This is a genomic window from Actinoplanes sp. NPDC048967 (assembly GCF_040649415.1).
GTDB lineage: Bacteria > Actinomycetota > Actinomycetes > Mycobacteriales > Micromonosporaceae > Actinoplanes.
The window spans coordinates 539876-554303 of record NZ_JBEZFL010000005.1 but is presented as its reverse complement, the minus strand read 5'-3'; the positions used below and the strand labels follow the sequence as shown (position 1 = coordinate 554303).

The window sequence follows — 14428 nt, the reverse complement described above, 5'->3', positions numbered from 1 at the left end:
ACCTCCGTCATGCGACGCCGAGGAGCGGGAAACACCCATCCCCGCCACACGATCGCGTGGCGGGGATGGGGCAGATCAGGGCCTACGGCCAGTAGCCGCCTTGGAGCTGCCTTCTGACATGGCCGATCACGTCCAGAGCCTCATTTCGGTTTCTGGCCCCGGCCATGAGGTCGTTGACGTAATCGTAGTACTGGTTGGTATGGACCCGAGAGTGGACCGATGCGCCCGTGGGATTGGGTGACGAGCTGCTGCGCGGCAGCCAGACACCGTTTTCCGCATCGTTCACCCCGATACCGAACCGGTCGAGCTGCGCCCTCGCCGGAGCCGCCTTGGGCGAGTTGCCCGCGACGATGTGGTGGGGCGAGTGGGGTGTGCTCGGCTCGAGGTCACCGGCATCATTCAGAGCATTTCGCAGCTTCTCCGCGGATCCCTTCTCACAGTTATGGACGAGCACTGGCGTGTCGCCGGCCACCACGTAGTACGTGTGGGCACCGCTGACCGTGAGGTTGTAGACGGTGGTGCTGGTGGTGGTCGGATCCCCGACCAGTGCGACGCTGACCTCAGCGCCGGACTCGTCCCGGAGGGTGTCGCCGGTCCGGAGTTCGGCCGCCGGGATCCAGCCTCGGTCGGGGCTGTAGAACTTGTGTCCCGCGGTGGCGGTGATGACCGACGGCGGCCCGCCGCCACCGGAACCGGCCCCCACCAGGGTGAGCTCGACGAGGTCCTTGTCGCCGGTGCCCTCCACGGTGGCGGTCACCTGCTGCGGTTCGGTCGCGCCGGTCACCGGGTCGGTGGCGGTGACCGTGTCGCCCGGTTGCAGCTTCTCGATCGGCTTGGTGCTGCCGCCGGCCAGCAGCACCAGGGTGCCGGCGGCGAACGAGTTCGACGCGAGACGAGCCTTGTTGCCCTGGGCTATCTTGCAGCTCTCGCCGGTCGAGGATTCCTTTTTCTTCGCCTGTTTGGCGTTGTCGGCCGCCTTCTGCGAGGTCGCTTTGGCCCTGCCGCCGGCGTCCTTGGCCCCCTTCGCCGCCTTCGCCGCCTCGTCGGCGTACTTCTTGCTGTCAGCGGCCTCGTCCGCGGTCTGGGTGGCTTTCTTGATGTAGCGCGGGATGCTCGACAGCGCGTTCTTCGCCGATTTCAGCCGGCTGTACGCGTCGATGAGGCGGCGGCCGACCCCGATGGCCTTGATCGCCACCTTGGCCGCCTTGAACATCTTGCCCCAGGGCACGGCCTGCAGTGCGGTGGAGACACAGGCGACGATGTCGCCCTCGGTGATGCACTTCTTGGCGTCGTTGAAGCCGACCAGGTCGAGGATCAGATTGACGATCTCGTCGCCGATCTGCTTCACGAAGCCCTCGGACTCGTCGACGATCTTCTTCGCGTTCAGCCAGTCCGGGTTGTCGGTCGCCTGCTCGCCCTCGCCGGCGGACGGGGTGTTGGCGTCCGTGGTCCCCTGGCAGGCGCCCGGATTGTTGGCGCAGGCCATCGACGAGTAGTAGTCGACGTACGCCTGGGTCATCCCGTTGCCGTCCGGATCGCCCCCGGTGGGGTCGGTCAGCACGGTCGGGCGGGCATTGGTGTACGAGTACGTCGACACAGCCTGATCGGTGGCGGGCTGGGCGACCGGGTCCGCCGAGGCGAAGCGGCCGGTGCCCGGGTCGTAGCTGCGCGCACCCATCGCGTACCGGTCGCCCTGACTGACATCCTGGTACGTCCCGGCGTACTGCATCGGGTTGGCCGGCGCGTCCTCGGCTTCCTTGGTGCCGCCCTGGGTGAGGCCGGTGCCGCGGGCGACGCCGAACGCGTCGTAGTCGTAACTCCATTCCGGTGCCCCGGACGGGGAGACGACACCCGCCACACCCCCGAGCCAGTCGCGCAGGTACGAGTGCGCGGCCATCCCGTCGGCAGACGGCACTATCAAGGCGAGTGGCTGCCCGGACGGGTCGTACAGGTAATCGCGTCCCACCGTGCCGGTGGCGTCGGTCTGCCGTTCCTGGGCCAGCAGCGGCCGGCCGGCGTTGACGTCCCAGCTCCAGGTCTGGGTGACCGCACCCGCGCCGGAGCCGGTGACCGCCCTGATCCGGTTGCCCGTGGCGTCGTACGCGTAATTCGTGGTCTTGCCGCCGACGGTCGCCGACGTCATGGTGTGGTCCAGCGCGTACGTGAACCGCTCCGACCCGGCCTCGGTCTGGTTGCCCTCCAGGTCGTACGCGAACGAGCGGGTGCTCGAGCGGCTGCCCGTGACGCTCTCGCGGGTCAGCTGGTCGGCACCGTCGTACGTGTAGCTGGTCGTGGTGTTCTCGCCCGGAGCGACCCGGGTCTTGGTCTTGCGGTTGCCGACCAGGTCGTAGGTGTAGTCGGTGCGGTCGGCGACCGCGCCGGCGCAGGTCTGCGCGCCGAAGCACTCGGCGGTCAACCGGTTGGCCGCGTCGTACGTGTAGGCGGTGGCCTCGGTGACCGTCGGCTGGCCGGGCTCGCCGTCGGTCTCGACGACCCGGGTCGGGTTGCCGACCTTGTCGAGCGTGAGGTCGAACGCGGACAGCGTCGTGTCGCCCTTGGCCGCGGCGATCCGGGTCATCCGGCCGGCCCGGTCGTACTCCCGGCTCTCCGAGACGCCGGTCGACTCCGGGTAGGTGATCCCGGTCAGCTGATCCGCGACGTCGTACGAGAATCCGTACTCGGCGCTGCTCCCGCCGCGGGTGGCCGTGAGCGAACGGATCCGGTCGCCGGCGTCGTACGTGGCGCCGATCCGCGTGCCGTCCGGGTAGGTCCGTGCGGTGACCCGGTCGGAGCTGTCGTACTCGTACTTGAACGTGTCCTGCCCGCGGGTCACCGAGGTGAGCCGGTCGGTGACGTCGTAGACGTACGACTGCACGCCGGCCGGATCCGCGGCACTGACCACCCGGTTCTTCGCGTCGTAGCCGAACGAGTAGGTGACCCCGTCGGCGCCGAGCTGCTTGCTGGTCAGCCGGCCCAGGTTGTCGTAGGCGTAGAAGATGGACCGCGCCGGCCGGTTCGGGTCCGGTCGTCCCTCCTCGACGATGCGGGCGGTGACCTCCTGGATGAGGTTGGAGTCGGCGTCGTAGACGTACTCGCGGCGACGGCCGATCGGGTCGGTGGTCACGGTGGTGCGCCCGGCCCGGTCGTACTCGGTCGAGGCGGTACGGCCGAGCGGATCGGTCCGCTTGATCACCTGGCCGTTGGCGTTGTAGCCGTAGACCAGGCCCTGCCCGCCGGTCGCGTCCGGGCCGATGACCGTGGCGAGCCGGTCGGCGGCGTCGTAGGTGAAGCGGGTGGTCTTGCCGTTGGCGTCGGTCTGCGCCGTGGGCCGGTTGATCCCGTCGTACTCGATCTTGGTGGCGTTGCCCAGCGGGTCGGTCACGGACTCCGGGTTGCCGGCCCGGTCGTAGGCGTACCGGGTGGTGTAGTTGTCGGGGTCGGCGCCGGAGACGTTGCCGCGCGGTTCGGTGACCGCGACGACGCGGCCGTCGTCGTCGTACCGGGTGGTGATCACACCGCCGGTCGGGGTGGTCTGGCGGACCGGGTTGCCCGCGTCGTCGTATTCGATGCCGGCCGCGCCCGCGGCGGGCCCGGAGCTTCCGGTACGGCGGTTCGCCTCGTCGTAGGTGTTGGTCAGCTCTTCGCCGCGCTCGTTGGTCATCGAGACGACGTTGCCGTTGTTGTCGTAGCCGACCGTGGTGCCCTGCTTGAACTGGTCGCGCTGGGTGGTCGGCCGGTCCAGGGCGTCGAAGGCGGTGTCCACCTCGACCCGTTGACCGTCGGAGCCGTACGGCCGGTCGGCGCGGATCAGGTTGCCGTTGTAGTCGTAGTGGAAGACCGCAGTGAACAGGGCGGCCCGGGGCGGGTCGGCGTTGCCGCGCGGCGAGGTCTCGGTCGCCACCCGGCCGTTGCCGTCGTACGTCCAGGAGGTCTTGTTGCCCTCGCCGTCGGTCACCGAGGCGCGCCGCCCGCCGGGCGTGTACGTCGTCGCGACGACGTTGCCGATCGGGTCCTTGGCCTCGATGGCCCGGCTCGCCTTGTCGTAGGTGAAGCGGGTCGAGTTGCTCAGCGGATCGGTGGTGACGACCACGTTGCCGAGCTCGTCGTAGACCGTGCGGGACGGCTGGGCCTTGCCCGGCTGCCACACCTCGGTGATCTGGCTCTGCTCGTTGTAGACGTACCGCGTGCGGTAGGCGTCCTTGTTGCCGCCGGAGACGGTGCCGCGCGGGTCGACCACCGAGGCGAGGCGGCCGGTGCCGTCGTAGGTCATCTCGGTGCGCCGGCCGGTCGGGGCGATCTCCGCCGTACGGTTGCCGTGGGTGTCGTACTCGTAGCGGGTGACCTTGCCGCGCGGGTCGGTGCGGGAGACGAGCTGGCCCTTGGTGTCGTAGGCGTACTCGTACCCGGTGTCCTGCTTCGGGTTCTTCTGCCCGACCATCTCGTTGAACTCGTTGTACTTGTAGTCCCAGTCGTTCTTGCGACCGTCGGTGTACTTCGTCAGGTTGCTGCGGTTGTCGAACGTGCTGGTCTCGGTGAAGGCGAACGGCTCCGGCGCGGTCCGGGCGACCGGGTTGCCGCTGTCGTCGAAGCGGGTCTCCTCCTGGTTGCCCTTCGGGTCGACGACCAGGCTCTTGTTCAGCTTGCCGGTGTACCGGTGGTTGACGGTGTCGTTGCCGGCGTTCTGGCTGTAGAGCAGCACGTTGTTGCGGTAGCCGTCGACGACCGCCACGCCGTCCGGGTCGGTGGTGCGGGCGACCTGCTGGCCGGCGTCCCACCGGAACTCGGTCCGCGCGTTCTCCGGGTCCAGTTGCTCGGTGACCCGGCCCGCGGCGTCGTAGGTGTTGCGGATCAGCTTGTTGCCGCGGGCGTCGGTGATGTCGTTGAGCCGGCCGCCGGCGTCGTAGCCGTAGGTGGTGACGTTGCGGCGCGGGTCCTGGACCTTGAGCAGGCGCCCGTTCTGGTAGTCGAACTGGGTGGACCGGCCGTCCGGCAGCGTGATCTTCGTGACGAGCCGCAGGTCGGTACGGGACTCGAAGCGCACCACCCGCCCGCTCGCGTCGGTGACGGTGTTGAGGAGCCCTTCGGCGGTGTACGCGAACGTCACGCCGGAGCCGCGCGCGTTCTTGATGGAGAGGAGCTGACCGGTGGCGTTGAACCGCAGCACTCGCCGGTCCGGCGGCACCAGCTGCCACCCGCCGTCCACCTTGGACAGGTTCGCACGGACACCGGCCGGGCGGTCGTACGACCCGTCGGCGTTCGCGGTGTAGACCGCCTCGGAGCCGTCCTCCGCCCGCACCCGGACCGCGCCGTTGTCGGCGGCGATGATCCTGATGTCGTACGAGGAGCTCCAGCCCGGCCCGAACATGCCGGTGGCCGGGTTGCCGGACGAGTAGTAGCGCGCGTGGTTGAACGGGATGCCGTACGACGGCATCACGAAGTCCTTCTCCACCCGCAGGTAGGCGCCGGTCGCCGTGTTCACCGTCGCACCGCGCAGAGCCTGCGCGGTCACTGTCGGGCCGAGCACCGTGGCGCAGCCACAGCCGGTGGCCTGCCCGGCGGGCAGCGTCGGCACGTCGTCGGTCTTGCGCGGCCTGGCCTCCGCCGAGGCCGCGCTGGTCAGCTCCGTGCCGTCCGGCGCGACCTCGGTGATCGTCACCGTGTAGAGCCGCGCGGGGTCGAGCACCCAGCCGTCCGCGGCACCGAAGCTGCGGCACAGCAGAGCCGGGCTGTAGCACCGGCTCAGATCCGCCTGGCCGAGCTCGGCGGACCGCTGCTCGGCCCCGGACCCGACCTCGGTGACGGTCGCGAACCAGCGGCCCCACGACGTCGGATCACCGTCGTCGACGACGGCGTCCCAGTACACGACGAGCGAGGTGTCGCCGAGCAGGAATCCCGGGCGGGCGATCGGCCGGCCCGGCAACTCCGCCTGCCGGGCGGCCACCACCCGCGCGGCTGCGATCGCCTTGGCGCGCCGCTGGGCCTTCTCGGTCGCGGTCGGCACCCGAACCTTGCCGCCGGCCTCGACCGCGGGCGGCACCGGAGGCGCCGACTTACCGGCGGGCAGGCCGTGATTCTTGGTCGCCGTGGCCGGCAGCGGGCTGTTGACCGGGCCCGCACCCGGCGTCGCCGCCGGTGCGGCCGAGGCCCGCGTGGACGGCAGGACGAAGAGGAAAGAAATGACGAGTGCCCAGATCAGGGCATGGCTGAGCAGCCGGAACCGGCTGGAAACGCGCACGATGCACTCCCCCGTGGAGATGGCGTTGCAGTCCGCAGACACCATTACGCATCGATCCACGTCGACACATCCACCGAACGGTCCAGATGGGAGCGCTTCCACGGCCGGGCCGGGGCAAGAGGGGCCACATTCGTCGATACCAGCTGATACGGTCTCCCGCGTCGCATCGACACCAGTGACTTCACGGCCTCGCCGTGGCTGAGTTGTGCGGACAACTGAACATCGTGTCTTTTCGACTACGGGGGAAAGAAATGTCGGAGAGGAAGCACGGGCGCGCGCGCCTGTGGACAGTGATTGCTGCCTGTGTGGCGGTGACGGTCGCCGGCGGAGTCGCCGTGCCGACCGCGGCGACGGCGAGCCCCGCGGTGCTCGCGCAGGCCGCCGATACCACGATCGACGAGAAATACCAGGCGGCGGCCGTGCTGGGCTGGGTGCCCCGCGAGGAGGTCACGCTCACCGACCGCGACTTCGTCACGGTGCTCTGGGAGAAGGCCTCGGAGAAGCACAATCCCGCGGTGAAAGCGGCGGCGCTGGCCGCGTTCAGCGACGCCACCGATGCCGAGGCCGCCTCGGCCGAGTTCGTCCGGACCGGCATCTTCGCGGCGAACGACCGGGACGCGGCGCTGAAGGCGCGCAAGGCCGAGCTCGACACGCTCCGGTTGCGCGCGGCCCAGGAGATCAACTGGGTGCCGGCGACCACCGCCGAGCGCACCACCATGCTGGATCAGACGTTGCAGAACTACCTGCTGGCGCTCTGGCGCAAGGCGGCCACCTGGCCGGAGGTCAAGGCCGCGGCCGAACCGCTCACCGTCGCCGACGCCACCGACGAGCAGCGGCTGGACTTCCTCCAGCACGCGCTGTTCGACAAGGCCGAAGCCGACCGGCAGAACGAGATCGCCAACGGTAACGCCGAGGAGCTGGCGGCCCGCCAGGCCGCGGCGCTGCGCTCGGCGAAGGAGAAGGCGGTGGCCACCGCACTCAAGCGCTCGGCGACGCCGTACGAGCTGGACGAGCTGGAACTGCGCGAGCTCATCCACCTGTTCGCGGCGGAGAGCACCGGCCGGAAGGTCAAGTCGGACGCGACTGTCGCGTACGCCGACAGCGCCGAGGAGGCGTGGGTCGCCTTCGTCTTCACCGGGGTGCACCTCGCGAACAAGGTCGACCTCGACGAGCGCGACCTGTCCGAGGCGCGGGCCAACGAGGTCAAGGTGCGCGACATCATGTACGCCGCCGAGGCGGACGGGTTCAAGCCCACCGTGGTGACGACGGCCAAGAAGGCGCTCGAGGGCGTAGCCCTGGACCGTAGCCTCTACCTGCTCGGCGGCCACGACACCGCCCGCCAGGCCGACTTCATCCGGCCGTCGGCCGATCGCACCGTGATGATCCAGGCCAACGGCTACAACGGCTGCATCGCCCGGCCCACCCGCCTGCAGATGTTCGCCCGCGCCGACGTGCGGCTCCGGGTCGACCCGTGCAACGAGAACAACCTCATGCAGCGGTGGCTGCTGAAGGCGGACACCACCGCGGGCCGGTACAAGCTGTTCAACGCCTTCAACGGAACGTGGTGTCCGTTCCCGGAGCGGGCCAAGGTCCAGCAGGACGGCGCTCCGATCATGACCTTCGACTGCTACAACCCGCCGGACGGCGCGCCCGCCGCGGCGGACGTGTGGGAACTGCTCGACGGCGGTCAGGGCAACGTGGAGATCCGCAACGTCACCAACAACAAGGTGATCACCGCGGTGGCGGGCTCGGCCGCGGGTTCGCTCACCGTCGTGCAGAACCCCAACGGGCACACGGCCACCCAGCAGTGGCGGCTGATCGACCCGTCGCACCAGGGGAACGCGAGCAAGCCGCCGACGGGCTCCTTCCGCCTCAAGAACGTCAAGTCGGGTCGCTGTGCCCGGCCGGTCGGTGCGCTCGACAAGCCGGGTCAGGGCGGGCTCGCGTCCTGGGCCAACCTGGAAGTGCGCGACTGCGGCACCGGCACCGAGCAGATCTGGGACGTCGCCACGCTGTCCGACACGCGTTTCACTCTGCGCAACCGGGCCTCGCAGTACTGTGCCGTCCTCGGCGCCGACGACGACGCGGAAATGGCGATCCTCCGGCAGGGTGGGTGCACCAGCACCAATGCGCCCTGGGTCGCGATGTTCACCAAGGCGTCCGGGCTGTACCTGCGCTCGGGGGCCAACGGCGACTACATGGGCCTGCGCGACGGCGGCACCGCCAACGGCACGCTGGCGACCACGATGGAGTATTCGACGATCACCGACGAGCAGTGGATCCTCGAACCGGTGTCGGACGCCGCGACCCAGCCGACGCCGGTGTGGGTCGCCCCGGGCAAGCCGATCACCAGCTACTCCGGGACCGCCGTCACCTTCCAGCCGGAATGCAGCGGCACCGGCGTCCAGCTGAGTGTCGGCGCGTCCAGCACGACCTCCAAGCCGATTCGCACCCACGTGGCGAACCCGATCAAGAATCTGGTCCGGGCCGATGTCGCCACCGGCGGCACCACGGAGAACAACTGGCAGGTCTGCGTCGTGGCCAGTCCCACCAGCAGCAAGCTGGAAGTGACGCTGAAGAGCACGGCCTCCAAGGCCTTCGCCCGCGAGGGCACCAACCCCAGCGCGGGTCTCATCGCCGACCAGACGAACGCGGCCAACGCCGAGCGCTTCATCCTGCAGCTGCGCGGTTCCAAGGTGCGGCTGACCCTGGCCTACGACGTACTCCAGTCCAAGAAGACCAACAAGTTCGCGGTGCCCGACACGGCCGCGACGGGAACCCTGAACGGGGCCATCCGCTTCACGAGTGCGACCCCGGTCGCAGCCGGGGAGCTGGGCGTCTTCTGGTAGCGGATGCACCGCGGCGGGCGCACTGCCCGCCGCGGCTCCGTCCTTGCTCTCAAGTCTTCGCCGGCCCGGGGCATGCCCCGGGCCGCCGTTTCAGCGTGCCGTCAGGAGGCACCCCATGTTGAAGGTCGACACCCGGGGCCGGATGTTGCTGGTCGCCCTGGCATCCGTTCTCACCCTGCTCTTCGCACAGACACCGGCGGTCGCGGCCGCCAGCCAGGCCGACCGGGACCGGGTCCAGTGGCGGGCCATGTCCGACGGCCGCTGGGAGGTCCGCTCCGCCGCCGCCGTGGCGTTCAACGACAAGAAAGACCCCGACGCCGTCACCAAGTTCCTCAAGACCGGCCTGAACGCGGCCATCAACCGTGCGGCCGCCTTCGAACGCGCCAACATCGCGGAGATCAACTACTGGTTCCGGATCTCGCCCGCGGATTCAGCTGTCCACATCGGATGCGAGCGCGCGCTGGCGGCGACGCACGACGAGAAGGACGACTTCGTCCGTACCGGGCTGGCCATCGCCCGGGAGCTGGACGAGTCCGGTCAGCACCAGCACGAGGAGGAGGTGGCGAAGCAGGACCAGGCGGACCGTGACTTCGTCGCCTCCCTCGCCGACACGGACCCGGGGCTGCACGTCCAGCAAGCGGCGGCCGCGGCGGTCGAAGGCGGTACGGACGCGGACATCGCCGACTTCTTCAAGTACTACTGGGTCGCCGGGGCGCGACTCGACGACGAAGCGTACAAGCTCGCGATCAGCGACCTGGATCTCAAGGGGAACGCACGGCTGGCGCAGCTCCAGCAGGCGGCCCTCACCGCGGCGGCGAAGGAGGCCGGGGCCAGCGGGGAGGCCGCCGAGAAGCTGCACGCCGAGACTGTCGCCGCCTGGCACGCCGTCGCGACCGCGGCCACCGGCACCAGCGAGAACTGGGCCGCCGAACGCGACCGGGCAGCCCAGCAGGCGCAGAAGTGGACCGCCGTGGCCGAGTACGCCCGGGGCGCCACCACCGAACAGGACTGGTCCGCCGTGGTGGCTCGGGCCGGCACCAACGTCACGGCCTGGCAGGACGCGGTCCGCTGGGCCGAGCAGCAGACCGCCGAGTGGGCCCGGATCGCCGAGGAGATGGACGAGCGATGAGCCGGCGGATACTGCACGTCGCCCTGACCGCCGTCCTCGGCTTCTCGCTGGCCGGCACGGTCGTGACCGGGCCGGCGCACGCCGACCCGAAGCCGGCGGCCGTCGCGGCGGATGCCGTCGACTGGACCGAGGAAGAAGCGGACTGGTATCGCGACAGCGTCGCCGACATCGCGGTCTACGCGGCCGAGCCGGAGGTCCGTACAGCGGCCGCCGCAGCCCTGGCGGCCGGCACCACGCAGGCCGTGGCGGACTTCGTGGAGGTCGGCTGGGCCAAGGCCCGCACGGCCGCCGCCCAGCGCAAGAGCCGCGAGAAGAACCAGGTCAAGACCTGGGCCAGCACCGGCGGGAACAACGTCAAGAAGGCCGCCAACCTGGCGCTGACCGGCGGCGACTACGCGATCAGCGAATTCGTGGCGTACGGCTACGAGATCGCCGACCGGCTGGACCACCCGGTCGCCGACACAGCCGCCGAGCGGGAGCGGATCTACCAGCGCGTCGAGCTGATGATCACGATCGGCGGACCGACCGTCGTCGCCGAGGGTGGCGCGGCCCTCGCCTCCGGGGATCCGGCGGTCATCGCCGAGTTCTACACCACCGGCTACGCGGTGGCCAACAAGACCGACTGGGACAACCGCGAACGCGTCCGGCTCGCCATCGAGCTGCGCAACCAGACGCTGGACGACCTGACGGCGGCCGCCGGGGCCGCCGCGGCCGGGGCCCAGGCGCGGGCCGAGATCGTGGCCGCCAACATCGACGGCCTGCGGTACCTCGAGGACGCACTGCTCACCATGAGGCAGTCGGCCGGTGCGGCCAACGCCGCGGAGCAGGTCTTCGAGCAGGACCGGATGCAGCGCCCGAGCGGCGGGCGGGGCCGCACGGCTCTGCTGGAGGCCCACAAGGCCGACGCCATCGCCGGCGCGACCCGGGCCAGCCAGACGGCGACGCAGATGAACGCCGTCATCGCCCGGGTGCAGGTGGCGGCCAAGGACCTGAAGGAGTCCGGGCAGGACCACGGTCAGGACTGGGCGCAGGTCACCATCGCGGTCGGCCTGTCCGCGCAGGCGGCTGCGCATGCCGCCGCGACGGCAGCCGCGGCCGCCACCGCGACGCTCGCCGACAGCCTGGCCCTGGACGCCGACCAGAACGCGACGCTGCGCGCGAACAACGCGGCCCGCTGGCTGGCCGAGACCAAGTACCAGGAGAAGGTGGCCGCCGACCAGGCGGCCGTGGCCAAGCAGCAACAGAAGATCGCCGAGGCCGCGGCCAAGCGGGCCAAGGACCAGCGCGGCGTCGCCGAGAGCGCCGCCACCGACGCCCGCAAGCACGCGGACAACGCCAAGCAGCTGCGGGCCGACGCGCAGCGGGCGTCCGACAACGCGGTCGCCCAGGCCCAGACCGCGGCCTCGGCCCAGCTGGCGGCCAACGACGCCACTCAGCGGGAACAGGCGGCGATCGACCGGGTCAACCGGGCCGGCGAGGAACTCTCGGCGGCCACCAACCGGTGTTATGCGGCCGAGCAGGAGTACAACGCGATCACCGCGGCGCTGCAGAAGGCCCGCGATGAGGCCGAGGCGGCCGGGAAGGACGCCGACGAGGCCACCCGGGACCTGCAGATCCAGGCCGACCGGGCCCGCGACGCGTACCACGCGGCGCTGGCCTGGGCGGACAAGGCGCGGGCGGCCGCCAACGCGGCCCGCGACGAGGCCGAGAAGGCCAGTGCCGCGGCCAAGGTGGCCCGCAACGCGGCCAAGGCGGCGCAGCAGAGCGCGCTGACCGCCCGGCGCGCCTCGGACAAGGCCGGGCAGGCCGCGGTCGGCAGTGTGCAGGCCGCGGAGGCCGCCCGGGTCAACGCGGACCGGGTGGCGGACGAGGCCGGGGCCGCCGTGCAGGAGGCCGGCCAGGCCATCGTGCAGGCGGACATAGCCGGCAACGCGTCCGGCAGCGCCGCCGCGCTGGCTCAGCTGACCGTCGACCGGGCCGGCACCGCGAGCTACATCGCCGTTCGGTTCGCCGCGGTCAACGCCGATGCGCGGGACGCGTTGTCGGTCGCGTCCGAGTCGCTGGTGCTGGCTCAGGAGCAGGCCGCGGCGGCCGCGAAGCGCGCGGCCGAAGCCGAGGCGGCGGCGACCCACGCCGGCGAGCAGGCGCAGGACGCGGCCGCTGACATCAAGCCGGCGTACGAGTCGGTGGCCCGGGCGGTCGATTCGGCGAAGACGGCGATCGTCGCGGCCAACAAGGCGTACGAGGCCGCGGTGGCCGCCACCAACGACGCGAACAGCGCGACCGTGGCCGCCCGCACCGCCACCAACTGGGAGTCGGTGGCGTGGCGGGAAGCCAGCATCGCGGACAACGCGGCGCAGACGGCCAGCCTGGCCGCGGCCAGCGCGGGCCGGGCGTCGGCGAGCATCGACCGGGCGTACGCGTGGGCCAAGGGAGCCACCGCGAGCATCCACACCCAGGCCAAGAAGCTCGGCGACACGCTCAAGGGCCTGCAGGACGAGAAGGCCAAGCAGGACGCGATCCTGCGCGAGCAGCAGGAGTTCGAGGACAAGGTCGAGGAGGGCATCCTCAACTACCTCAAGTGCCAGGCCGCGATGACGGCCGCCTGCGAGAAGCTGTGGAACCTGGTGCAGCCGCACCTGCGTACGGCGCTGGACGCCAGCAAGAACCACATCGCCCTGCTGGCCAAGTGCTACACGGGTGACAAGCCCGCCTGTGACGCGGCGCAGGCCAACGGCGACAAGGTGCAGGACTTCTTCGTCCAGGTCGGCGCCGGCCTGCTCGAAGGGGCCAAGGGCTTCGTCACGGGTCTCAAGGCGCTGGCGGACTGCGGCAGCTGGATCGTGGTCGGCCTCAGCGGCGACTACTTCCGCAACAACTGCGGCAAGACCGTCGAGGGTCTGCGGCAGATGCCGAAGATGCTCCGCGAGCACCCGCTCGAGCTGATCCACATCTCCGAGTGGCGCGACAACCCGGGCAAGGCGTTCGGGCTGACCCTGTTCGACGTCGCCTCGTTCGCGATTCCGGGCGTGGGCGAGGTCGGCGGGGCGCTCAACAAGACGCTCGGCGGGCTCAGCAACCTGCTGCGTTTCAGCGTCACCCGGCTCTCCGGCGGCCTGGGCCGGCTGGAGCGGTTCGCCCTGCGCGTGGCCGACGTGCCGGGCGCGCCCGCGGGCCGGATCGCCAAGATCACCGGTGTCGGGCTGCGGCTGGAGAACGGCGTCGCGAAGTTCGACGAGGCGATCGCCCTCATCGACGACAAGATCTACAAGGTCGGTCCCACCACCGCCCGCCTCGACGCGCCGGTCGGCGAGCTCGAGGGTGCCGTCGTGCACTTCGACGGGGGCCTGGTCTCGGTCGAGAACGGGGTCGTCAAGATCCGTGATCTGGTGCTCAAGCCCAGTCACGACGTCGACCTGCCCGAGACGCCGGCCGCCTGCCGGTTGCTCGCGGCGGCGAAGACGGCGAAGGCCGCAACGGCAGCGAAAGCCGCCGCGGCGGTGCCCTGCAACGGCACGCAGCCCGACGGGAGCTGGTACAACCAGGAGAACGGTGTCCCCCTCACCCTCAACGCGGCTGACAACGCGGCCGCCGACGCGGCGCTCGCGGCGGCCAAGAAGGTCGAAGAGGGTGTCAGCGGTGGCCCGCGGAGCCTGACCCACCGGGTGCAGGAGCTGATCCAGACGGTCCCGGGCTCGTCCCGGGAGGGTTACGACTTCCGGCTGAAGGGCGCCGACTCGCTCAAGCGCAAGCTGGCCGCCGACCGCAAGAAGAACCCGCACCTGACCCCCACGGAGCTGGTCGCGGGGATCGGCGACAACATCCGGTACACCACGCTGTTCGAGGTGGAGCGCTACGTCTCCGGAGTGCAGGAGACCGTGCGGGCGCTCAAGGCCAAGGGTTACGAGCTGACCAAGGTCAAGAACGGCTGGAACGGCAGCATGGGCAACTACAAGGGCATCAACCTGACTTGGCGGGATCCGGAGACCGGCCACCTGTTCGAGCTCCAGTTCCACACCCCCGACAGCTTCTGGATCAACAAGGGCGAGCACCTCTACTACGAGATCAAGCGGCTCCCCGAGGGCGACCCGGGCGACACCGGAGAATGGGGCCTGACCAAGCAGGAGGCGAAGGAGCTGTCCACGGAGATGTGGTCGCACGCCGATCTGCCGGACGGGGCCGACGATCTCGACTTCGCCCTGGGAAGGTGATCAG

General features: G+C 70.5%; 4 protein-coding genes. 3 read left to right on the top strand and 1 reads right to left on the bottom strand.

Annotated elements, in window-relative coordinates; translation table 11 throughout:
* Nucleotides 1-82: 82 nt before the first annotated feature.
* A complete protein-coding gene (locus AB0C12_RS24305; RefSeq protein WP_360551532.1) occupies nt 83-6235 on the bottom strand; it encodes a DUF6531 domain-containing protein in 6153 nt (2050 codons plus the stop codon).
* Nucleotides 6236-6570: 335 nt separating this feature from the next.
* Between AB0C12_RS24305 and AB0C12_RS24300 the strand changes: the two genes are divergently transcribed.
* From AB0C12_RS24300 to AB0C12_RS24290, 3 genes are all read left to right on the top strand, one after another.
* The gene (locus AB0C12_RS24300) at nt 6571-9084 is read left to right on the top strand and encodes an RICIN domain-containing protein (RefSeq protein WP_360551530.1); all 2514 of its coding nucleotides are present in this window, start codon (nt 6571-6573) and stop codon (nt 9082-9084) included.
* Between the two features lie 115 nt (nt 9085-9199).
* Nucleotides 9200-10213 carry a hypothetical protein gene (locus tag AB0C12_RS24295; protein WP_360551528.1) on the top strand — a complete coding sequence of 338 codons (1014 nt, stop codon included), beginning with the start codon at nt 9200-9202 and terminating at the stop codon, nt 10211-10213.
* Nucleotides 10210-14424 (top strand): hypothetical protein, encoded by a 4215-nt coding sequence (locus AB0C12_RS24290; protein WP_360551526.1) that lies wholly within the window; start codon nt 10210-10212, stop codon nt 14422-14424. The genes AB0C12_RS24295 and AB0C12_RS24290 overlap by 4 nt, the downstream gene beginning before the upstream one ends.
* Nucleotides 14425-14428: the final 4 nt, after the last annotated feature.